Below are 21,402 nucleotides of genomic sequence, written 5' to 3' on the forward strand. Positions count from 1 at the left end.
AGGGCGGGGCGGGGGGCGGTCTGTCGGACAAGGCCGCATCGCGTCGTCGGGCCGGCGCGCCCCGCGCACACGGTGTTGGGAAGCCGGGGGCCTTCGCCTAGGATGCGGCGCGGCGATGATGAGGGCGGGGCAATGAAGCCGCCCACGGGCGCGCCATGAAGCGAGGGACGATGACACGCGAGATGAGGGCTGGATCGAACGGACCGCGAGGCACGCGGGCCCCGCAACGCGGCGCGCTGCGATGGCCTTCGCGCTGGGCCTGGGCCCAAGCGGTGCTGGCGTTGGCGGTGACGGCGGTCGTCGCGCTGCTGTGGTTCGCGCGCCCGCAGGCCGGACCGATCGCGCGGCTCGACGGCCTCGTGCAGGACGCGCAAATCCAGTGGCGCGGTCGGCTCACGCCCGGCACGACCTATCCGATCACGCTGGTGCAGTTCGATGACGCCAGCGCCGCGCGCTTCGGCAGCATGGCGCCGGCGCGACCGCTGCTCGCCGAGGCGATCGCGCGGGTGCAGGCCGCTCAGCCTCGCCTCATCGCGATCGACCTGCCGATGCAGGACGCGCGGCCCGACGGCGACGCCGCGCTGGCGGCCGCCATGCGCGGTGGCGCGCCGGTGCTGCTGCCGTTCGCGCTGCCGCCCGCCTCGATCTCCGCGGCCTCCGCCTCGCCCACCGCCCCCTTGCCCCCAGCCGAAGCGCCGGCACTCGAGCCAGCCGCGGCCGTACCGCCCGCGCTGCGCGCCCAGGCCTTCCTCAACGTCGAGGGCGAGCCCCGCAGCGCGCTGCGTCCGGCGCGCGCGGACTCGCCGCCGGAGCCGCTGCTGTCGGCGGCGAAGTCGCTGGGCCATGCGCAGCTGGTGCGCGAGGCCGACGGCGCGGTGCGTCACGAGTTGCCGGCCCTGCCGCTGGACGGCGCGGCCTATCCGTCGCTGGCGCTGCGCATTGCCGGCGACGCGATGCGTCAGCCCTGGTCCGAGGCCACGCTGCGCTGGAGTCGCGACCTGCGCTGGGGCACGCTGCGCGTGCCGCTGGACCTGCTGTCGCGCCAGGGCGTGAATCCCTACGGCCCGGCCGGCACCTTTCCGTCGGTGTCGCTGGCCGACCTGCTCGACGGCAAGGTGCCCGACGAGGCGCTGCGCCACCGCATCGTGATCCTGGGCGTGTCGGCGCGCGGGGCCGGCGCCGCTTTCCCCACGCCGTTCGACGCCGGCCTGCCCGACGCGGAGCGGCTCGCGACCGTCGTCGACAACCTCCTGACCGGCCGCACGCTGACGCGACCGTCCTGGGCTCCGCTCGCGGAACTGGCCGCGCTGCTGGCGCTGCCGCTGCTGTGCGCGGCGCTGCTGGCACGCGGCCGGTTGTGGCTCGGACTGCTTGGCGTCGCGCTGCTGGTGGGCGCAGGCCTGGCCGCGGCGCAGTGGGCCTTCGAGGACCGCTTCCTCGTGCTTGCGCTCGGCCATCCGCTGCTGGCGGTCGCCGCGGCGAGCGTGGGCGTGCTCGGCCTGCGCGGGCTCGCCGCCTGGTCGCGACGGCGGGCGGCGTGGCGTCGCCTGAAACTCAGCGAGGAACGCCATGTGCTCGCCGCGCAGGGCGCCAACGACGGCCTCTGGGACTGGGACATCGCGACGGACCGGCTGGAGGTGTCGGCGCGATGGCTGGCGCTGATGGGCGACGCGGCGAGCGGTGCGGGCGGCGGCAGTGACGCAGCTGTCGGTGCCAGTGCCCGTGCAAGCGCCGCTGCTGGCGCTGCTACCGGTGCAGGTACTGATGCTGGTGCCGGTGCCGGTGCTCGGTCGAACGAACGGCCGGACGGCATCGCGCGCTTCACGCGTCCGTTGGACGACGCGGCCGCCGGCCTCTTCCGCGCTGAGCTCGACGCGCACCTGCAGGGCCGCAGCCTGCAGTTCCACCATGTCCTGCGCTTCGAGCAGGGCGGCCAGCGGCGCGCACTGCTCGCGCGCGGCGTCGCGGTGAGGCGCGACGGCAATCCGGTGCGCATGGCCGGCGCCCTCACGGACCTCAGCGAGCAGGAGCGTCTGCACGAGCAGGCTGAGCAGGACGCGCTGCGCGACCGCCTGACTGGCTTGCCGAACCGAGCGCTGTTCATGGAGCTGATCGCCCAGCGCCTGGCGAATCCGACCCCCGGCGTGCCGATCGGTCTGGTGCTGCTGGGCCTGGACGATTTCCGCGCGTTCGTCGAGCGCCAGGGGCCGGTCGCCGCTGACGCGGTGCTGGTCGAATGCGCCCGGCGCCTGGCCGGCGGCACGGGCCGGGCGGCGCGCGCGGGCCGCGTGGTCGCGCGGCTCGGCGCGGACCAGTTCGGCGTGCTCTTCGACGCCCGCATCGAGGCCGGCGCGCTGGTCGACCGCGTGCCCGAATGGGCGCTGGCGCGCATCGAGGAGCCGTTCCTGTTCGAGACGATCGAGGAAGCGAGCGCGGGCTCGAGAACCGGCGCGCACCGCCTGACCGCCAGCGCGGGGTGGGCCTTCACGGGGCAGGGCAACTTCAGCCCGGACGACCTGTTCGCCGCCGCCGAAAGCGCGCTGGCTCGCGCCAAGGCCGCCGGCACGGGCCACGCGCGCCTGTTCGACCCGACGCAGCCGCGCGTCGAGGCGTCCCGGCGCGCGCTGCGCGAGGACCTCGAGCGCGGCCTGCAGGCGGGGGAGTTCCAGCTGGACTACCAGCCGATCGTCAGGCTGTCGGACCGCGCGCTGCTCGGCTTCGAGGCGCTGATCCGCTGGCGGCATCCCAGCCGCGGCCCGGTGCTGCCGGACGACCTCATCCCGGCGGCGGAGGAGAGCGGCCACCTCATGGCCATCGGCCGCTGGACGCTGATCGAGGCCGCGCTGCAGCTGCGGCGCTGGCGCGAGATCGGCTTCAAGGGCGAGGTCGCGATCAACCTGTCGGCCGCACAGCTGGCGCAGGGCGACGTGCTGCTCGCCGATGCCCGCGAGGCGCTCAAGGCGCTCGGCGAGGTGCCGCTTTCGCAGCTGCGCCTGGAGGTCGCCGAGCGCGCCGCGATGGCCTGGCCGCAGCGCCACGCCGAGCTGCTGCAGGCGCTGGCGCGCCTGGGCTTCGGGCTTTCGATCGACGACGTGGGGAGCGCGCAGTCCTCCCTGGCCCATCTGCACCGCTTCCCGGTCGACACGCTGAAGATCGACCGGAGCTTCGTCACGCGGCTGGGCGAGGGCGGCGAGGCGCTGGAGGTCGTGCGCACGATCGTGGGCCTGGCCCGCGCGCGCGGCTGGCGGACCTTGGCCGAAGGCGTCGAGACGCAGGCGCAGGCCGCGCTACTGGAAACGCTCGGCTTGGAGATGGCACAGGGCTGGCTGTTCGCCCAGGCGCTGCCGGCGGAGGACGCCCGGCGCCTGATCCAGACCGTGCCGTGGAAGAAGCCGGCGGCGTCGCCGCCGCCGACCCGGTCTCAGGCCATGCCCTGATGCCGCAGCAGCGCGTCGATCTGCGGCTCACGGCCGCGGAAGGCCTTGAAGTTGTCCATCGCGTCGCGGACGCTGCCCATCGACAGGATCTCGTCCAGGTAGCGCCGGCCGGTCGCCGGGTTGAACACGCCTTCCTCCTCGAACGCGCTCCAGCAATCGGCGGATAGCACCTCGGCCCACTTGTAGCTGTAGTAACCCGCCGCGTAGCCGCCCGCGAAGATGTGCGAGAAGCTGTGCTGGAAGCGGTTGAACGCCGGCGGCGGCAGCACCGTCACCTCGGCCCGCACCTCGTCCAGCACTTCCTGCACCCGGGTCTCGGCGCCGGGCTCGGCGTGCAGCCGCATGTCGAAGAGCGCGAACTCGATCTGGCGCAGCGTCTGCAGGCCGGCCTGGAAGTTCTTGGCCGCCAGCATCTTGTCGAACAGCGCCCGCGGCAGCGGCTCGCCGGTGTCCACATGGGCCGACAGCTGCTGGATGACCTCCCACTCCCAGCAGAAGTTCTCCATGAACTGGCTGGGCAGCTCGACCGCGTCCCACTCGACGCCGGAGATGCCCGACACGCCCAGTTCCGCCACGCGCGTGAGCAGGTGGTGCAGCCCGTGGCCGCATTCGTGGAACAGCGTCGTCACGTCGTCGTGGGTAAGCAGCGCCGGCTTGCCGTCCGCGCCCTGCGGGAAGTTGCAGACCAGGTGCGCCACCGGGATCTGCTCGGCGCCGCTGCCGGCCAGGTCCGGCCGCGCCCAGCGGCTGCGCACCTCGTCCATCCAGGCGCCGGGGCGCTTGCCGCTGCGCGCGTACAGGTCCAGGTAGACCTGGCCGATCAACTGGCCGTCGCGGCGCAGCTCGCAGAACTGCACCGACTCATGCCAGACCGAGGCCTTGGCCGGCACCAGCTGTACACCGAAGAGCCGGTCGACGATGCGGAACAGCCCGTCCAGCACGCGCGGCAGGGTCAGGTATTGCCGCACTTCCTGGTCGGAGAAGGCGTAGCGCGCCTCCTTCAGCTTCTCGGAGACATAGGGCAGGTCCCAGGCCTGCGGATCGTCCAGGCGCAGCGCGGCCTTGGCGAAGTCGCGCAGCTCGTCCAGGTCGCGTTGCGCATAGGGGCGGGCGCGGGTCGCCAGGTCGCGCAGGAAGCTCATCACCTGCGCCGGCGAGCTCGCCATCTTGGGCACCAGCGAGGCCTCGGCGAAGTTGGCGAAGCCCAGCAGCTTCGCCTCCTCCTGGCGCAGCATCAGCAGTTCCTGCATCAGCGGGCCGTTGTCCCAGTCGGGCTTGTCGCCGAGCTCGCTCGCGCGCGTCACGTAGGCGCGGTACAGGCGCTCGCGCAGGGCGCGGTCCTCGGCGTACTGCATCACCGGCATGTAGACCGGAAAGTGCAGCGTCAGCTTGTGCGCGTCGGGATCGGCGTGGCCGTCCTTCTCGGCGGCAGCACGCGCGTTGGCGACGACGTCCGCCGGCACGCCCTTGAGCTCGGCGGCGGTGGCGAGGTAGCTCCAGCCGTCGGTGGCGTCCATGACGTGCTCGGAGAAGGCCTGGCCCAGTTCGGCGCTGCGCTCCTGGATCTTGGCGAAACGCGCCTTGGCCTCGCCCTGCAGCTCGGCGCCGGAGAGCACGAAGTCGCGCATCGCGTGCTTGAGCAGCTGGGCGCGTTCGGGCGTGAGGCCCGGCTGCGCGGCGATCGCCTTGTAGAGCGCGTACAGCGCCTCGTTGGCGCCCAGCGCGGTGTGGAACTCGGTCACTGCGGGCAGCATCGCGTTGTAGGCCTCGCGCAGCGCCGGCGTATTGGCGACCGCGTTCAGGTGGCCGACGGCGCCCCAGGCGGTGCCCAGGCGCTCGGTGGCGACGTTCAGGGTGCGGGAGAGGCGTTCGTAGTCGGCCGGCGCGCCGGGCGCCGTGACCTGCTCGAGCGCCTGCTGGGCCTGGGCGAGCAGCTCGGTGATGGCCGGCTGGATGTGGGACGGGTCGATCGCGGCGAAATCAGGCAGCGGCGCGGTGGACAGCAGCGGGTTGGCGGCGGTCGGCGCGGCGGCCGAAGGGGCGGAGGAGTCGGTCATGCAGGCCTCGTGAGTCTGACGAAATGCCGGGACAGTGTCTCAGCCTTTCGCGCGCGGATGCGCGGGAGCTCTCTATCGTGGGGATAGGCCGCAGGCTATCAAGCCCGCGGCTCTCCCGATCACGAGGCGCGGATTGTCCCAGCGGCCTCCGCAGTCAGAAGGTTTCCCAGTCGCCGTCGTCGGCGGCTGGCACGGGACGCGGCGGGGGCGCCGCGACCGACGGAGCGGCGGCGGCTGGCTTCGGCGTCGGCGGCTTGACGGTGCCATGCGCGGCGCCATTCGCCCCGGGCCGGACCGCCTTCATCGGCGCGGGCTGGGTCGAGGCCGTCTTCGTCACCGCGCCGGGCGCGGTCGATGCCGAGCGGGGCGATGCCGTTGACGCCGCCGACGCCGCCAACGCCGCCAACGAGGCCGGCCTCGCCGCCGGCGCGCGAGCCGCGGCCTGAGCCGGCGCCGCCCGCTTCACCCCTCCATCGCGTCTTGCCCGAGCCGGAACACCGACACGATCTCCGTCAGCCGATGCGCCTGGTCCTTCAGGCTCTCGGCCGCCGCCGCCGATTCCTCCACCAGCGCCGCGTTCTGCTGCGTCATCCGGTCCAGCTGCACCACCGCGTCATTGACCTGCGCGATGCCGGCGCTTTGCTCGGTCGACGCGGCGGTGATCTCGCCGATGATGTCCGTCACCCGCTGCACGCTGTGCACGATGTCGTTCATCGACTCGCCCGCCGCCTGCACCAGCCGCGACCCGGCCTCGACGCTGGTGACGCTGGCGCCGATCAGCGCCTTGATCTCCTTGGCGGCCTCGGCGCTGCGTTGCGCCAGCGAGCGCACCTCGCTCGCCACGACCGCGAAACCGCGTCCCTGCTCGCCGGCGCGCGCCGCCTCCACCGCCGCGTTCAGCGCCAGGATGTTGGTCTGGAAGGCGATGCCGTCGATGACGCCGATGATGTCGTTGATCTTCTTGGAGCTGGCGTTGATCTCGTCCATCGTCGAGACCACCTGGCCCACGACCTCGCCACCGCGCGCCGCCGCGCTCGACGCGCTCGAGGCCAATTGGTTGGCCGTCTGCGCCGCGTCGGCGGTCTGGCGCACCGTCGCGGTCAGCTCCTCCATCGACGAGGCCGCCTGCTGCAGGTTGGACGCGGTCTCCTCGGTGCGCTGCGACAGGTCCTGCGAGCCGATCGCGATCTCGCTGGAGGCGGTGGTGATCGAGTTGCTGGCCGAGCGCACGTCCAGCAGGATGCGCTGGATCTTCTCGGCGAACAGGTTGAAGGACGACGCGATGCGCCCGACCTCATCGCGGCCGCCGGCCGGCAGGCGCTGGGTCAGGTCGCCGTCGCCGGCGCTGATGTCGTCGAGCGCGGCGCGCACGCGGTCCACGCCGCGCAGCATCGCGCTGATCGTGCCGGTCATCGCCAGCGCGGCGATCGCCATCATGACCAGCGCCGTGATCACCGCGGTGCGCAGCAGCGCGCCCAGCGAGGCCAGCGCCTCGTCCTTCTTCGCCGCGACGAACAGCTGCCAGTCGGTGTCCGCGATCGGGGTGCCGCTGATCAGGAAGTCTTCCCCGCCGACCCGCGCCTCGGCCCAGCCGGCCTGCGGGTCCAGCGCGGTCGCCAGCGCCTGCGGCGTCAGCTGCTCGGAGATCGCCGTGGCCGCCTTCAGCGCCAGTTGGGCGTCGGGGTGCGCGACGATCTTCCCGTCCTTGGACATCAGGAAGGCGAAACCGCCGGGCGTCGGCTTGATCGCCTGGACCGTGGCGACGACGTCGTCCAGGAAGACATCGGTGGCGACCACGGCCTTGGTGCCGCCGCCGCTCTTGTCCGCCGCTGCGAAGGTCACCACCAGGCGGCCCTTGGACGCGTCCATGTAGGGCGCGGTCAGGATCGTTCCCGACGCGGAAGCGGCGCCGGTGTACCAGGGGCGGCCGGTGGGGTCGTAGTCGGCGGGCAGGTTCTGCGGCGTGTTGAAGACGATCTTCTTGTCCGCGAAGCCGACGTAGGCGGCCTCGAGCCGGCCGGACCTGGCCGCCTGCTGCAGCAGCGGCACCGGGTCGGCGGCGCCGACCGCTGGCTGCAGCGAGGCCACGATGTCGCGCTGCGCCCGCACCCATTGCCGGATCGCGTCGCCGCGCGCCGCGGCCAGTTCATCCAGGGCCTGGGAGACCTGCCGGTGGGTGTGGCCGCGCACCGTCACGTAATTGGCGACGGTGATCGCCAGCAGCGTCAGGGCGACGATGCCCACGCCCAGCGAGATCAGTCGGGTCTTGATCGAGTCGAACATGAACGGGCTCCGTGTCTCATCGGCGCCGGGCGTGTGCCGCTCTCTGGCGCGTGCCTCCACGATTCGCTCTCTCGGTCTTTTTTCCTGCTCCGGCACCCCTCAGGGCAGGGCGCGCGCCCGGCAGGAGAAACGCCCGGACGGTGCCGGGCGTTGCGCGCGATCAGGCCGTGGTCATCGCATCCATCAGGCCCATGTCCGCGCTGGACATCAGGCCCTCGATGTCGATCAGGATCAGCATGCGCTCGGCGACCGCGCCGATGCCCATGATGAAGCTGGTGTTGACGGCGCTGGAGCTCAGCTCGGGCGCCGGACGGATCACGTCGCGGTTCAGCTCCAGCACGTCGGACACCGAATCCACCACCGCGCCCACGACGCGGTTCTTGACGTTCAGCACGATCACGACGGTGAAGCTGTTGTATTCGGCCGTGGCGCAGCCCAGCTTCAGGCGCAGGTCCACGATCGGGACGATCACGCCGCGCAGGTTCACCACGCCCTTGATGAAGTCGGGCGCGTTGGCGATGCGGGTCGGCTGCTCGTAGGAGCGGATCTCCTGCACCTTCAGGATGTCGATGCCGTACTCCTCCTGACCCAGGCGGAAGGTCAGGTACTCGCCGCTGGCGGGCGCGGCGCTGGCGCCTTGCGGGACCAGTGCGCCGGAGTTCGCTTGCATCACTTGCGTGCCGGTTTGTTGAACGATTTCCATGTGTTGACCTCGTGCGGCGGATTAGAAGGTTTCCCAGTCGCCGTCGGCGGCGGTGGTGGCCGGCACAGCCGGCGGCGGAGTGAACGGAGCGGGCGCGGCCTTCGGGGCCACGGGCTTGGGAGCGGCGGGCTTGAGCGCGGCCCGGGCCGGTTTGGCGGCCGTCTTTGCGGCCGTCTTTGCGACGCCATGGGCCGGCGACGCCAGCGGCTTCGCGGCAGCCACCGGCTTGGCGGCTGGCGCCGTGGCGGCGCTGAACGACGCGGCCGGCCTGGCGCTGAAGGTCGTCGACGCGGATGTGACGCCCGACGACAACGAAGACGAAGAAGACGGCGAGGACGAAGAAGACGACGACGACTTCGCGGTGAACGCGGTCGCCGACAGCGCGCCGGCGCTGCCCGACACGCGGAAGCGGTCGACCACGGCGCCCAGGCGCTCGGCCTGGTCCTTCAGGCTCTCGGCGGCGGCGGCGGACTGCTCCACCAGCGCGGCGTTCTGCTGCGTCATTTGGTCCAGGTTGCTCACCCCCTGGTTGACCTGGCTGATGCCGTCGCTCTGCTCGCTGGAGGCGGCGGTGATCTCGCCGATGATGTCCGTCACCCGCTGCACGCTGGAGACGATGTCGCTCATCGTCGAGCCCGCTTCCTGCACCAGGCGCGAGCCGGTTTCCACGCGCTCGACGCTGGCGCCGATCAGGGTCTTGATCTCGCGCGCGGCCTCGGCGCTGCGCTGGGCCAGCGAGCGGACCTCGCCCGCCACCACCGCGAAACCGCGGCCCTGCTCGCCGGCGCGGGCGGCTTCCACCGCCGCGTTCAGCGCCAGGATGTTGGTCTGGAAGGCGATGCCGTCGATCGTGCCGATGATGTCGCTGATGCGCTTGGAGCTGGCGTTGATCTCGTCCATCGTCGAGACCACCTGGCTCACCACCTCGCCGCCCTTGGCCGCCGCGCCCGAGGCGGAGGAGGCCAGCTGGTTGGCGGTGCGCGCCGAATCGGCGGTCTGCTTGACCGTGCCGGTCAGCTGCACCAGCGAGGAGGCGGCCTCCTGCAGGTTGGACGCGGTCTGCTCGGTGCGGCTGGACAGGTCCTGGTTGCCGGTGGCGATCTCCACCGAGGCGGTGCGGATCGAATCGGCCGCGGTGCGCAGCTGGCCGACCATCGCCTGCAGCGCTTCCTGCATGTGGTGCAGCGAGCGCATCAGCTTGGAGGCCTCGTCCACGCCCTCGACCGGCTTCATCTCGCGGGACAGGTCGCCCCCGGCGATGGCTTCGGCGAGCGCCTCGGCCTCGGCCAGCGGCGCGCAGATGGTCTGCATGTTCAGCAGCGTCAGCGGCACCACGACGATCGCGGCGAACACCAGCACCAGGCCGAAGGTCCAGAGCACGCCGCCCTGCGTCTTCTCGATGCCGGCGCGCATGTCCTCGGCCTGGGCCTGCATGCGCTTCTCGACTTCGTCGAGCTGCTTCTCGGCCTGCGCGACCTGCTCCTTGGCGGGACCGAGCAGCCGGTCCGCCACGGCGGCGTGGTCATAGGCGCCGGCCTCCAGCTGCGACACCACGTTGGCCGCCTTCTGCGCGTAGGTCTCCAGCGAGGCCTTGATCTGCATCAGCACGGCCTTGTCGTCTTCCGGGCTGAGCGCGGCGACGGCCTCGAGGTGCTCGGCCGCGGCCTTGCGCGACTTGTCCCAGGCCGCGTGGGCCTGCTTCACGGCCTCGGGCTTCTCGTAGTTGATGATCATGTCCTTCTCGTAGCGACGGATCTCTCCCATCGCGCCGTGAAGGGCGCCCACGCGCTGGCCGCGGGTCGCGGATTTCTCCAGGAACTCCTGGGTCTGGCCCCGCATCGACTGCATGCCGAACAGGCCCACACTGCCGACCACCATCAGCAGCGCCAGCACGATGCCGATCGCGCCGATCATGCGGGTCCGGATGCTGAATTGACGCATCAACGCGCTGAAATTCATGTCTACCTCTTATGCGTTGCGCACCGGCCGCCCGGCCGATGCCCACGTGACTTCAATGGCGCTCAATGACGTTCAATGGCGCGAGCGGCGCACCAGGCTGCCCACGTCCAGGATCAGCGCGACGCGGCCGTCGCCCATGATGGTGGCGCCGGAGACGTCGGTGACCTTGCGGTAGTTCGCCTCCAGGTTCTTGACCACGACCTGCTGCTGGCCGAGCAGCTCGTCCACCAGCAGCGCGACGCGGCCGCCCTCGGCCTCGACCACGACCATGATCGAGCTGACATGCTCGAAGTCGAAGCGCGGCACGTTGAAGACCTGTTCGAGCTCGACGACGGGCATGTACTCGTCGCGGACCTCGACCACGCGGCCGGAGCCGCCGACGGTCTTGATCGTGTCGGCCTGCACCTGGAAGGACTCGACCACCGAGGACAGCGGCAGGATGTAGACCTCTTCGCCCACGCCCACGCTCATGCCGTCCATGATGGCCAGCGTCAGCGGCAGCCGCACCGAGACCTTCATGCCGTAGCCCTCGGCGGAGTCGATCTCCACCGTGCCGCCCAGCGAGGTGATGTTCTTCTTCACCACGTCCATGCCGACGCCGCGGCCGGAAACGTCGGTGACCTGGTCCGCGGTCGAGAAGCCCGGCGCGAAGATCAGGCCCCAGACTTCCTGGTCGGTCATGGAGTCGGGCGCATCGATGCCTTTCTCGCGGGCCTTCCTGATCAGCTTCTCGCGGTTCAGGCCGCGGCCGTCGTCGCGGACCTCGATGACGATGGAGCCGCCCTGGTGGGAGGCGACCAGCGTGATCGTGCCCTGCTCGGGCTTGCCCTTGGCCAGGCGATCGGCCGGCGATTCGATGCCGTGGTCGCAGCTGTTGCGCACCAGGTGGGTCAGCGGGTCGGTGATCTTCTCGACCAGGCCCTTGTCCAGTTCGGTGGCTTCGCCCTGCGTGACCAGCTCGACCTTCTTGCCCAGCTTGGCCGCCAGGTCGCGCAGCATGCGCGGGAAGCGGTTGAACACCACCGACATCGGGATCATGCGGATCGACATGACCGATTCCTGGAGGTCGCGCGTGTTGCGCTCCAGGTCGGCCAGGCCGGAAGCCAGCTGCTGGTACAGGCCCGGATCCAGGTTGCGGCTGTTCTGCGCCAGCATGGCCTGGGTGATGACGAGCTCGCCCACCAGGTTGATCAGCTGGTCGACCTTCTCGACCGACACGCGCAGCGTGGACTGGTCCGGGCTGGCGCCGCCGCCGGCGCGCGGGGCGACGTCGGTGCGGGCCGGGGCCGCCGGCTTGGCGGCCGGGACCGGCACGCTGGCCTTGGCGGCCTCGGCCGCCTTCGCCTCGGCGGCGGTGGCCTCGGGCACGCCCGGGGCGTCGTCGAAGAAGCCGTAGCCGGGGTCCTCGTCCTTCTTGGTCTCCAGCGGCGCGCCGGGCGCGCCTTCATGGAAGCCGAAGCCCTCGGTCAGCGGCATCAGCTTGACCTGCTCGCGCGAGACGTGGAAGGTGAACAGGTCCAGCAGGTCGTTGTCGGTGCTGCTGGTCAGGACCTTGAACCGGCGCATGCCGTCGGCCGGGATGCCGCCGTCCAGCGGCTCGATCGTGCCCAGGTCGGTGATTTCCTTGAACAGCTCGACCAGGTTGTCCGCCTGCGCCGTGTTGCTCAGCGGGCCGACCAGCAGCTCGAGCTGGCGCACGGTGGACTTCAGCGGCGCGGGGGCCGCGGCCGCGGGCGCCGGGGCGGGCGCGGCGACCGGGGCCGGCGCGGCCGCGGGGGCGCGGGTGCCGTCCAGCGTGCCGCCTTCCACCAGCGTGCGGATGCTGCTGAGCAGGGCCGAGGTGTCCACCGCGTCGGCGCCCGAGCCCTGGTGACGGGCCAGCTGCGCCTTGAGCGCGTCGCCCGACTGCAGCAGCACGTCCACCATCGGCGAGGTCGGGGCCAGTTCATGACGACGCAGCTTGTCCAGCAGCGTCTCCATCTGATGCGTCAGCTCGGCCACGTCGTTGAAGCCGAACGTCGCCGCGCCGCCCTTGATCGAGTGGGCGCAGCGGAAGATGGCATTCATCTGCTCATCGTCCGGGTTCTCGATGTCCAGGTTGAGCAGCAGCTGCTCCATGTTGTCGAGGTTCTCGCCGGCCTCTTCGAAGAAGACCTGGTAGAACTGGCTCAGGTCGATGCCTGCGCCGAGATTTGCGCCTTCGGAGGTCATATCTCCCATGAATCTCTCCAGCTCGCCTTCAGCGGATCACCTTGCCGATCACCTCGATCAGCTTGGCCGGGTCGAAAGGCTTGACCAGCCAGCCCGTGGCGCCGGCGGCGCGGCCGGCCTGCTTCATCTGGTCGCTGGACTCGGTGGTCAGGATCAGGATCGGCGTGGTCTTGAACTTGGGGTTGTCGCGCAGCTTCTTGGTGAGGCTGATCCCGTCCATCCGGGGCATGTTCTGGTCGGTCAGCACCAGGTCGAAATCGCGTTGCGACGACTTCTCCCAGGCGTCCTGCCCGTCCACCGCCTCCACGACGTTGAAACCCGCATTCTTGAGGGTGAACGAGACCATCTGGCGCATGGAGGCCGAATCGTCTACGGCGAGGATCGAGGGCATTTTTGGTTCTCCGGATGACAAGCGGTTTTCGGGTGGACCTGAAGATTCTTGAGGGCCTTGACGGCGATCTGCCGACAGCGGCCGGTGTTTTCGTGACCTAACGGACGGAACGACGGAACATCGTCAGAACAACTCGATCGATCCCGCGTCCATCTCGTCCTGCGTGACGGGATTGGGACGCAGCGGGGCGGTCTCGACGACGGCCAGGCCGTCCTCGTCCTCCCCGAAGGTGTCGCGGGCCAACTGGTCCGAGCAATTGCGCAGCCGCTGGCTCGTGTGCGCGATCAGCTGCGTGGACATGTCCTGGAACTGCAGCGCGGTGATCGCACCGGCCAGATGCAGCATCAACTGCTGCAGCGCGTCCTGGTCTCGCGCGTCGGGCAGGCGCTCGCGCATCTGGTCGACCAGGCCCGACGCGCCGAAGAAATGCGTCGACAGGGCTTCGCAGGCATCGTCCAGCAGACGCTGCAGGCGCTCCAGGTCGTTGTTGACCGTCATCAAGTGGTCCTGCAGCTCGGCAGCGGCCAGCAGCGGCATCAGTCCGCTGCCTTCCGGCTCGACCGACGTCTCATCGATATGCATCTTGGCTCCACATAGGGCGTCCTGGTGCGTCGTCATGTCTGCCCAACTCAAACATGCGCCCGGACTTGTCGGCTGGCAAGAATCTTCGGCTTTTGCCACGCATCTGTCGACGGGACTAACCGTGCAAAGTAGTCCCATTAGCTTGGATCGACTGGACGCTGACAAATCTCGATAAGGGTAAACCCAAGACTCTACGGTTTCCAGATCAATAAAACCCAGGGGTCTCCTGCACAGATGAGGGATGCGCGACAAACTTGGCATACTCGCGCCCATGCCGACTCTCCCCCTGGCCGAGCGCTGTCTGCGCCTGCTGCATATCGAGGATTCCGACCTGGATCACCAACTGATCCTGGCCCAGCTGCAACGGGCTGGATTGCGTTTCGAAATCACGCGGCTGGACACGCTGCCCGATATCGAGGTCGCCCTCGACCGGACCTGGGATGCGGTGATTTCCGACTACAACCTGCCGGGGTTTTCGGGGCTCGTCGTCCTGGACATGATCAAGCAGCGGCAACTGGTGCTCCCGTTCGTGCTGGTGTCTGGCGAGATCGGCGAGGACACGGCCGTCGCGGCGATGCGCACCGGCGCGTCGGACTACCTGCTCAAGAACAACCTGGCGCGGCTGGCGCCGGCGCTGCTGCATGCGATCGAGTCCTGCGAGGCCCAGCTCGCCCGCCAGGAGGCCGACCGCGAACTGCTCAAGTCCAAGCAGCAGCTGCACGAGCTCGCGGGGCACCTGCAGACCAGCGTCGAGATGGAGCGGGCCGCGATCGCGCGCGAAATCCACGACGACGTCGGGGGCTCGCTGACGGCGCTCAAGTTCGACCTGGCGTGGATCGCGCGCCACAGCAAGGACGAGGACGTGCAGCAGCGGGTGCAGTCGGCGCTGGAGACGGTCACCAGCGCCATCGAATCGAGCCAGCGCATCATGCACAACCTGCGTCCCGCGATCCTGGAACAAGGATTGCTGGCAGCGGTGCAGTGGCTGGCGGCGCGCTTCGAGCGCCGCACCGGCATCGCAACCTCGGTGCGGCACGTGGGTGACCAGTTCCAGTTGCCGGCCGGCGTGCCGCTGGTGGCTTACCGCTGCGCGCAGGAGGCCTTGACCAACGTGTCCAAGCATGCCGGCGCGACCCGGGTCGAGGTGGAGTTGAGCATGGAGGGCGGCGTGCTGACGCTGGAGATCAAGGACAACGGCCACGGCATCGCGCCGGGCGACCTGAGCAAGGCCCGCAGCTTCGGCATCCGCGGCCTGCGCGAGCGCGCCGCGACCGTGGGCGGCTGGGTCGACCTGAGCAGCGGTCTGCATGGCACGGCGCTGATCCTGTCGGTGCCGCTGCGCGGCGTCATCGGCGACTTCGAGTTCGACGAGGACGGCGAGCCGCTCTCGGTCGGAGCCGGCCATGACCCCTCCTCGTGGGGCGCCCTATGATCAAAGTCATCCTCTGCGACGACCACGCGCTGATCCGCCGCGGCATCCGCGACACGCTCTCCGACGCGCCCGACATCGAGGTCGTCGGCGAGGCCGGCGACTACGGCGAGCTGCGCAGCCTGATGCGCAGCCTGCCGGTCGACAAGCAGTGCGATGTGCTGGTGCTGGACATCAACATGCCGGGTCGCAGCGGCCTGGACGTCCTGCACGTGCTCAAGGACGAGGGCACGACGACGCGGGTGCTGATCGTGTCGATGTATCCCGAGGACCAGTACGCGATCCGCGCACTGCGCGCCGGTGCCTTCGGCTACGTGAACAAGGGCGGCGACCCGCAGCTGCTGGTGCAGGCGGTGCGCACCGTGGCGCAGGGCCGCAAGTACGTGACGCCGGAGATCGCGCAGATGCTGGTCGAGAGCCTGACGGCGCCGGCGCCGGAGCAGGCCCACCAGAAGCTGTCGGACCGCGAGCTGCAGACGCTGGTGATGATTGCCTCCGGCAAGCGCCTGTCCGACATCGCCGAGGAGCTGATGCTCAGCCCCAAGACCGTCAGCGTGTATCGCGCCCGTGTCCTGGAGAAGCTGGCGCTATCCAACAATTCCGAGTTGACCGTCTACGCCATCCGCAACGGACTGGTCGAAAGCTGAGCAGTCCCGCATTGCTCGCTGTTCCAAAGGGGGAAGTCAGCGAGCCCAAAAGGTGGGCAGGCAGCGAGTGAGAGTGGGGCCGGAATGGGGCTTGGGGGTCCAGGAGGGATCCCCCATGCCCCGTGGAGAGCCCGCGCTTGGCGACCCGAAGTCCAAACCAACGCGCCCCGGTCGAAACCGCCCCCTCCCGTTCGTCGTCTTCAGGGGACATTCGCGCCTGCCAGCCGCCATTCATCGCAAGCGAGTCTTGACGAGGCGGGGGCGCCTCGGAGAATGCGCCCCGGATTGAACACAGGGGGCCGTCATCGATACCGCATTGTTGAAAGAGCTGCGCATCCAGGGCGATGAGCGCGAGGACCATGGCGGCGGGCCGCCGCGGTGGGTCTGGATCCTGGGGGGGGTGCTTGTGGTGCTGGCGCTGCTGGGCGCGGGCGGCTGGTGGTGGTGGACGCAGTCCCAGGTGCCGGAGGTGCAGACCGCGAACGCGCAGGCGCGCGGCGGCGCGGGCGGCAACGCGGTGCTCCAGGCTACCGGCTATGTGACCGCGCGGCGCGCGGCCACGGTCTCGACGCAGATCACCGGCACCTTGACCGAGGTGCTGTTCGAGGAGGGTGACAAGGTCCGCAAGGGCCAGGTGCTGGCCCGGCTCGAGGACCATGCGCTGCGGGCGGCGCTGGACATGGCGCGGGCCAACGTCAAGAGCGCCCAGGCCAACATCGAGGCGACGCGGGCGCAGCTGGCGCAGGCGCAGTCCGACCTCCGGCGCCAGGACGAGCTGGCCCTGAGCGGCATGACGACCCGGCAACTGGCCGAGCAGGCCCGCACGGCGGTGACCGCGACCGCGGCGCAGCTGGAGGCGCGGCGCCGCGAGGCCGACGCCGCCTCGGCGCAGGCGGCGCAGGCGCAGGTCAACTTCGACTACACGGTGGTCAAGGCGCCGTTCTCCGGCGTCATCACCGCCAAGGCGGCGCAGGTCGGCGAGATCGTCTCGCCGCTGTCCGCCGGCGGCGGCTTCACCCGCACCGGTGTGGGCACCATCGTCGACATGGACTCGCTGGAGGTGGACGTCGACGTCAACGAGGCCTACATCGGCCAGGTCAAGTCCGACATGCCCGCCGAGGCGGTGCTGGACGCCTATCCCGACTGGCGCATCCCCGCGCATGTGATCGCGGTGGTGCCGTCGGCCGACCGCGGCAAGGCGACCGTCAAGGTGCGGGTGGCGCTGGAGCAGAAGGACCAGCGTGTCGTGCCCGACATGGGCGTGCGGGTGTCCTTCCTCGCCGGCAAGGCGCAGGCGCAGGCCGCGCCGCCGCCGGGTGTGCTGGTGCCGCGGTCCGCGGTCGTGACGCGCGACGGCGCGGACGTGGTGTTCGTCGTCGTCGGCCAGAAGGCCGCGGCGCGCAAGGTCAAGCAGGGAACGCCGGTGGGCGATCAGGCGGTGGTGCTCGAGGGCCTGAAGGCCGGGGAGCCCCTGGTGCTGAATCCGCCGGAGCAGTTGCAGGACGGTGGCGCGATCAAGCTGACCGCCGCCAAGTGAACGAAGTGCATGAACCGTTGAAGCGAGGAGTCACCGTGAGCAACCTGATCGAGATCCGTGATCTGTCCAAGGTCTACACCCGCGGCAAGCAGAAGGTGGAGGTGCTGCACCACATCGACCTGGACGTCGCCCAGGGCGAGTTCCTGGCCTTGATGGGCCCGTCGGGCTCCGGCAAGACGACGCTGCTGAACCTGATCGGCGGGCTGGACCAGCCCAGCGGCGGCAGCATCGCCATCGGCGGCGAACGCATCGACCAGCTCAGTGCCGCGAAGCTGTCCAAGTGGCGCGCGGCCAAGGTCGGCTTCGTGTTCCAGTTCTACAACCTGATGCCGACGCTCTCGGCGCAGCGCAACGTCGAGCTGCCGCTGCTGCTGACCAAGCTGTCGGCCGCGGAGCGCAAGAAGCGCGCCGCGATCGCGCTGGCGCTGGTGGGCCTGTCGGACCGCGCCAGCCACAAGCCGACCGAGCTCTCGGGCGGTCAGCAGCAGCGCGTGTCGATCGCCCGGGCGATCGTGTCCGACCCGACGCTGCTGGTCTGCGACGAACCGACCGGTGACCTGGACCGCCAGTCCGCCGAGGACGTGCTGGCGCTGCTGCAGGCGCTCAACCGCGACCACGGCAAGACCATCGTGATGGTCACCCACGACCCGAAGGCCGCCGAGCGCGCGCGCCAGACGCTGCACCTGGACAAGGGCACGCTGGTCGAGCAGGTCGCCCACGCGGTGGCCTGAGCCCGCGCGGCACGGCAACGACAAGGGGTCGTCATGAAATACCTTCATCTCATCTGGGCGGCGCTGTTCCGGCGCAAGCTGCGGACGGTGCTGACGCTGGTGTCCATCATCACCGCGTTCCTGCTGTTCGGGCTGCTGGACGCGGTCCGCACCTCGTTCGACCAGGCCGGCCAGTCGGCCAATGGCGCGTCGCGGCTGCAGACCGGCTCGCGGCTGTCCTTCATCCAGACGCTGCCGATGGCGCTGACCCAGCGCATCCAGGCGGTGGACGGCGTCAAGATGGTGACCTACGCGAACTGGTTCGGCGGCGCCTACCAGGACCCGCACAACCAGGTCTTCAGTTTCGCGGTGGCGCCGAACTACCTGGACGCCTATCCGGAGATGGTCGTCACCGACCAGGCGAAGCAGGCCTTCGCCTCGACCCGCATCGGCGCGCTGGTCGGCGAGGGCCTGGCCAGGCGCTTCAACTGGAAGGTCGGGGACAAGATCCCGCTGCAGTCGACGATCTTTCCGGACCGCAGCGGCAGCAAGAACTGGCAGTTCGAGATCGTCGGCCTGATCCACGCGGCGGACAAGAAATCCGGCGGCTGGTACGACCAGATGTTCCTGCTGAACTGGAAGTACTTCGACGACACGACCCCCTACAACCAGGGCGCCGTCGGCTGGTACGTGACGCGGGTGAACGACGCCAACCAGGCGGACCGCGTGGCCAAGGCGATCGATGCGATCTCGGCCAACTCGGACCATGAGACGCGCACGCAGACCGAGCAGGCGGCGATGGCCTCGTGGATGAAGCAGGTCGCCGACATCGGGCTGATCGTCAGCTCCATCATGGGCGCGGTGTTCTTCACGCTGCTGCTGCTGTCGGGCAACACGATGATGCAGGCGGTGCGCGAGCGCACCAGCGAGATCGCGGTGCTCAAGACGATCGGCTTCTCGGGGCACAGCGTGCTGGCGATGGTGCTGGCGGAGTCCATCCTGCTGCTGGTCATCGGCGGCGTGATCGGACTGGGCCTGGCCAGCGTGCTGGGTCCGATCATCAGCGCGGGCAGCGGCGGGTCCCTGAACCTGCCGGCGGCCGGCTTGAACAGCTGGGCCATGGGTGTGGGCTTCATGGTGCTGTTCGGGGTGATCGTCGGCGCGCTGCCGGCGCTCAACGCGATGCGGCTGAACATCACCGACGCGCTGGCGGGGAGGGCCTGAACATGAAATTCCTGAAGAACCTGGGACTGGTGCTGCTGCTGGCGCTGGTGCTGGCCGCGTGGGTGATGCTGCCGTGGTTCGGCGCCCTGGCGCTGGCCGTGTTGCTGGCGCTGTGGATGCTGCTGACGCGGCGAGGCGCGCAGGCCCGGTCGGTGACCAGCGTCGGCGTCAGCACGCTGCCGCAGCGGCTGGGCTCGTCGGCGGTGATCGTCGTGGGCATCGCGGGCGTCGTCGGCGTGCTGGTGGCGCTGCTGGCGATGGCCGAGGGGTATGCCGAGACCTTGCGCAAGTCCGGCAGCGAGGACACGGCGATCGTGCTGCGCGGCGCGTCGGCGGCCGAGGTGGCGTCGGTGATGTCGCGCGAGGACATCACGCAGATCGCGCAGGCGCCGGGCGTGGCCAAGAGCGCCAAGGGCGAGCCGCTGGTGTCGGCCGAGACGGTGGTCGCGGCCAACCTGCCGGTCAAGGGCACCACCACCGACGAGGAAGGCAGCGTGCAGATGCGTGGCGTGGGTGATGAAGCCTTCGCGGTGCGGCCGCAGGTCAAGATCATCAGCGGGCGCAAGTTCCAGCCGGGGCTCAAGGAGTTGATCGTCGGCCAGGGCGCGGCGCGGCAGTTCGAGGGCCTGGAGCCCGGCAAGCAACTGCGGCTGGGCAGCCAGATGTGGACGGTGACCGGCGTGTTCGCGTCGGGCGACTCGATGGAATCGGAGCTGTGGGCCGACGCGCCGGTGGTGGCCGAGACCTATCGCCGCGGCGCGAGCCGCAATTCGGTGACGGTGAAGCTGACCGATGCGGCGGCGTTCAAGGACTTCAAGGCCGCGCTGGAGGCCAATCCGCAGCTCAAAGTGGACGCCACGACGACGCTGGCCTTCTTCGCCAAGCAGTCGGAGCAGATGACCAAGATCCTGCGCATCATCGGCATCGTGGTGGGCAGCATCATGGCGGTGGGGGCGGCGTTCGGCGCGCTGAACACCATGTTCGCGGCGGTCGCCACACGCGCCCGGGAGATCGCCACGCTGCGCGCGATCGGCTTCCCCGGCCTGCCGGTGGTGGTGGCGGTGATGCTGGAGACCATGCTGCTGGCGGCGCTGGGCGGATTGATCGGCGGCGGCATCGCCTACCTGCTGTTCAACGGCCACGCGGCGTCGACGATGGCGGCCGGGTCGGTGGGCAAGCTGAGCTTCGAGCTCCGGGTGTCGGGGCAACTGCTGTGGGAAGGCCTCAAGTGGGCCCTGGCCATCGGCTTCATCGGCGGTCTGTTCCCGGCGGTGCGGGCGGCCAGCGTGCCGGTGACGACGGCGCTGCGGGAGCTTTGATGATATGAAGAGCCGCGACCCTCAGGAGATGGTCGCGGCTCGTTTTGCTCAAGGGCGCGCAGCTGCACACGTCTGCGGAGCGGCGCGCTGTCGCCTCGCCGAGCCCTTCAAACGCAGCAGCTTGCGATGCAGGTCCCACGCAATGCTCAAGGCATCGGCGGCGCACTTCATGTCGACGCGCTGGTCAAGCACGTAGTCCGCCTTCTTGCGCAGACCGTGAAGCAGCGACAGCCTGAACGCCAGCTGCTTTCCGTGGGTCATGAGCCGCTCGCGGGTCAGGCGATGAGCCCGGCCGTCGCGAACCGTCACCTTCATCGCATCCCGCGCGACCAGGAAGACGCCGTAGTAGGCGCGCGAAATGGCCGAGCGCAGCCAGGCCTCTCGCTCGTCCTCGGCCAGTTCCTCGGCCAGGCAAAGGAACTCACTGGGATTGAATGCGGTCATCAGCCGGTCCTCCGAGGTTCCTGGCACCCTCGTCAAGGGGCCTGGCGGCATGGCGCCCCGTCCGGGGAAAGAGGGTGACCGGCCCCGCGACATGAGCCAGGTGCAGGGGAAATTGATCGTAGAAGGCGTCTTCCTCGGGGTGGTTCAACTGCTCGCGCTCGGAAAAGCCGTAGACGCTGAAGATGAGGATGCCTGCCGATTCGTCGTCGGGGCAGATTTGCGTGGTGATCTCGCGATCAGGGAAGCTGCTCACCAGATGGGCGCAGAAGGCATCGAGGTCTTCCTCGCTGATCTCGTCGTGACATCGCAGGAAATCCTTCCTCATCTGTTCATGCTGCTCGGAGCCGATCAGCGCTTCACCGTCGTCACCAACGCGTTGCGGAGGCGCGGTCGTCGAGCGATGGGTGGATGCCAGGGTGGCGTTGACCTGCTCGGTCTCGGCCTGGGTCATGGGTCGCATGGATGTTCT

The 21,402-nt window shown here is 69.9% G+C and carries 17 protein-coding genes; 8 read left to right on the forward strand and 9 right to left on the reverse strand.

Going from position 1 to position 21,402, the window contains the following annotated elements:
- Window positions 1–182: 182 nt before the first annotated feature.
- Window positions 183–3,437, forward strand: a complete 3,255-nt coding sequence (locus BM393_RS03845; RefSeq protein WP_175538178.1) for an EAL domain-containing protein — start codon at window positions 183–185, stop codon at window positions 3,435–3,437.
- Here BM393_RS03845 and BM393_RS03850 read toward each other — a convergent pair.
- Window positions 3,422–5,494 (reverse strand): M3 family metallopeptidase, encoded by a 2,073-nt coding sequence (locus BM393_RS03850; RefSeq protein ID WP_091722255.1) that lies wholly within the window; start codon window positions 5,492–5,494, stop codon window positions 3,422–3,424. The two genes, BM393_RS03845 and BM393_RS03850, sit on opposite strands and share 16 nt — an antisense overlap.
- 254 nt (window positions 5,495–5,748) lie before the next feature.
- Here BM393_RS03850 and BM393_RS03855 point away from each other — a divergent pair, with 254 nt between their 5' ends.
- Window positions 5,749–5,940: a hypothetical protein gene (locus BM393_RS03855; protein ID WP_091722259.1), complete on the forward strand. Its 192-nt coding sequence runs from the start codon at window positions 5,749–5,751 to the stop codon at window positions 5,938–5,940.
- 16 nt (window positions 5,941–5,956) lie between these two features.
- On the opposite strand, the gene BM393_RS26355 is transcribed toward BM393_RS03855, so the two are convergent.
- From BM393_RS26355 to BM393_RS03885, 6 genes are all read right to left on the reverse strand, one after another.
- Window positions 5,957–7,777, reverse strand: coding sequence for a methyl-accepting chemotaxis protein (locus BM393_RS26355; protein ID WP_091722261.1), 1,821 nt, complete (start codon window positions 7,775–7,777; stop codon window positions 5,957–5,959).
- A 160-nt stretch (window positions 7,778–7,937) separates the two neighbouring features.
- On the reverse strand, window positions 7,938–8,447 hold the full coding sequence (locus BM393_RS03865; protein WP_091722265.1) for a chemotaxis protein CheW: 510 nt from the start codon (window positions 8,445–8,447) through the stop codon (window positions 7,938–7,940).
- A 54-nt stretch (window positions 8,448–8,501) separates the two neighbouring features.
- Window positions 8,502–10,439: a methyl-accepting chemotaxis protein gene (locus BM393_RS03870; RefSeq protein ID WP_091722270.1), complete on the reverse strand. Its 1,938-nt coding sequence runs from the start codon at window positions 10,437–10,439 to the stop codon at window positions 8,502–8,504.
- Between the two features lie 72 nt (window positions 10,440–10,511).
- Window positions 10,512–12,659, reverse strand: a complete 2,148-nt coding sequence (locus BM393_RS03875) for a chemotaxis protein CheA (protein ID WP_091722273.1) — start codon at window positions 12,657–12,659, stop codon at window positions 10,512–10,514.
- A 19-nt stretch (window positions 12,660–12,678) separates the two neighbouring features.
- The gene (locus BM393_RS03880) at window positions 12,679–13,041 is read right to left on the reverse strand and encodes a response regulator (RefSeq protein WP_067068294.1); all 363 of its coding nucleotides are present in this window, start codon (window positions 13,039–13,041) and stop codon (window positions 12,679–12,681) included.
- Window positions 13,042–13,164: 123 nt separating this feature from the next.
- On the reverse strand, window positions 13,165–13,623 hold the full coding sequence (locus tag BM393_RS03885; protein ID WP_091722278.1) for a hypothetical protein: 459 nt from the start codon (window positions 13,621–13,623) through the stop codon (window positions 13,165–13,167).
- A 271-nt stretch (window positions 13,624–13,894) separates the two neighbouring features.
- Here BM393_RS03885 and BM393_RS03890 point away from each other — a divergent pair, with 271 nt between their 5' ends.
- The 6 genes from BM393_RS03890 to BM393_RS03915 all read left to right on the forward strand — a co-directional run bounded on the left by BM393_RS03890 (window position 13,895) and on the right by BM393_RS03915 (window position 20,489).
- A complete protein-coding gene (locus BM393_RS03890) occupies window positions 13,895–15,055 on the forward strand; it encodes a histidine kinase (RefSeq protein ID WP_091722283.1) in 1,161 nt (386 codons plus the stop codon).
- Entirely contained in the window at window positions 15,052–15,699 is a 648-nt protein-coding gene (locus tag BM393_RS03895) for a response regulator transcription factor (protein WP_091722286.1), read from the forward strand. The genes BM393_RS03890 and BM393_RS03895 overlap by 4 nt, the downstream gene beginning before the upstream one ends.
- Window positions 15,700–16,015: 316 nt before the next feature.
- Window positions 16,016–17,236: an efflux RND transporter periplasmic adaptor subunit gene (locus BM393_RS03900; protein ID WP_217648380.1), complete on the forward strand. Its 1,221-nt coding sequence runs from the start codon at window positions 16,016–16,018 to the stop codon at window positions 17,234–17,236.
- A gap of 35 nt (window positions 17,237–17,271) precedes the next feature.
- Entirely contained in the window at window positions 17,272–17,967 is a 696-nt protein-coding gene (locus BM393_RS03905) for an ABC transporter ATP-binding protein (protein WP_091722294.1), read from the forward strand.
- Window positions 17,968–18,000: 33 nt separating this feature from the next.
- Window positions 18,001–19,170: an ABC transporter permease gene (locus tag BM393_RS03910; RefSeq protein ID WP_091722299.1), complete on the forward strand. Its 1,170-nt coding sequence runs from the start codon at window positions 18,001–18,003 to the stop codon at window positions 19,168–19,170.
- Between the two features lie 2 nt (window positions 19,171–19,172).
- Window positions 19,173–20,489 (forward strand): ABC transporter permease, encoded by a 1,317-nt coding sequence (locus BM393_RS03915; protein WP_091722303.1) that lies wholly within the window; start codon window positions 19,173–19,175, stop codon window positions 20,487–20,489.
- A gap of 48 nt (window positions 20,490–20,537) precedes the next feature.
- Here the strand turns inward: BM393_RS03915 and BM393_RS03920 are convergent, their stop codons facing one another.
- Together BM393_RS03920 and BM393_RS03925 are read right to left on the reverse strand one after the other, a co-directional pair.
- Complete coding sequence (locus BM393_RS03920; RefSeq protein ID WP_091722308.1) at window positions 20,538–20,933, reverse strand: hypothetical protein; 396 nt, start codon at window positions 20,931–20,933, stop codon at window positions 20,538–20,540.
- Window positions 20,911–21,393, reverse strand: coding sequence for a hypothetical protein (locus BM393_RS03925; protein WP_091722313.1), 483 nt, complete (start codon window positions 21,391–21,393; stop codon window positions 20,911–20,913). The genes BM393_RS03920 and BM393_RS03925 overlap by 23 nt, the downstream gene beginning before the upstream one ends.
- Between the last annotated feature and the right edge of the window lie 9 nt (window positions 21,394–21,402).

Source organism: Mitsuaria sp. PDC51 (assembly GCF_900113225.1).
In the GTDB taxonomy this organism is placed as follows: Bacteria; Pseudomonadota; Gammaproteobacteria; order Burkholderiales; family Burkholderiaceae_C; genus Roseateles.

What these genes read in the sequence shown, in the direction of transcription:
- BM393_RS03845 (WP_175538178.1), top strand. Translation starts at nt 183, where the DNA reads ATGAGGGCTGGATCGAACGGACCGCGAGGCACGCGGGCCCCGCAACGC.
- BM393_RS03850 (WP_091722255.1), bottom strand. Translation starts at nt 5,494, where the DNA reads ATGACCGACTCCTCCGCCCCTTCGGCCGCCGCGCCGACCGCCGCCAAC.
- BM393_RS26355 (WP_091722261.1), bottom strand. Translation starts at nt 7,777, where the DNA reads ATGTTCGACTCGATCAAGACCCGACTGATCTCGCTGGGCGTGGGCATC.
- BM393_RS03865 (WP_091722265.1), bottom strand. Translation starts at nt 8,447, where the DNA reads ATGCAAGCGAACTCCGGCGCACTGGTCCCGCAAGGCGCCAGCGCCGCG.
- BM393_RS03870 (WP_091722270.1), bottom strand. Translation starts at nt 10,439, where the DNA reads ATGAATTTCAGCGCGTTGATGCGTCAATTCAGCATCCGGACCCGCATG.
- BM393_RS03875 (WP_091722273.1), bottom strand. Translation starts at nt 12,659, where the DNA reads ATGGGAGATATGACCTCCGAAGGCGCAAATCTCGGCGCAGGCATCGAC.
- BM393_RS03880 (WP_067068294.1), bottom strand. Translation starts at nt 13,041, where the DNA reads ATGCCCTCGATCCTCGCCGTAGACGATTCGGCCTCCATGCGCCAGATG.
- BM393_RS03885 (WP_091722278.1), bottom strand. Translation starts at nt 13,623, where the DNA reads ATGCATATCGATGAGACGTCGGTCGAGCCGGAAGGCAGCGGACTGATG.
- BM393_RS03890 (WP_091722283.1), top strand. Translation starts at nt 13,895, where the DNA reads ATGCCGACTCTCCCCCTGGCCGAGCGCTGTCTGCGCCTGCTGCATATC.
- BM393_RS03895 (WP_091722286.1), top strand. Translation starts at nt 15,052, where the DNA reads ATGATCAAAGTCATCCTCTGCGACGACCACGCGCTGATCCGCCGCGGC.
- BM393_RS03910 (WP_091722299.1), top strand. Translation starts at nt 18,001, where the DNA reads ATGAAATACCTTCATCTCATCTGGGCGGCGCTGTTCCGGCGCAAGCTG.
- BM393_RS03915 (WP_091722303.1), top strand. Translation starts at nt 19,173, where the DNA reads ATGAAATTCCTGAAGAACCTGGGACTGGTGCTGCTGCTGGCGCTGGTG.
- BM393_RS03920 (WP_091722308.1), bottom strand. Translation starts at nt 20,933, where the DNA reads ATGACCGCATTCAATCCCAGTGAGTTCCTTTGCCTGGCCGAGGAACTG.
- BM393_RS03925 (WP_091722313.1), bottom strand. Translation starts at nt 21,393, where the DNA reads ATGCGACCCATGACCCAGGCCGAGACCGAGCAGGTCAACGCCACCCTG.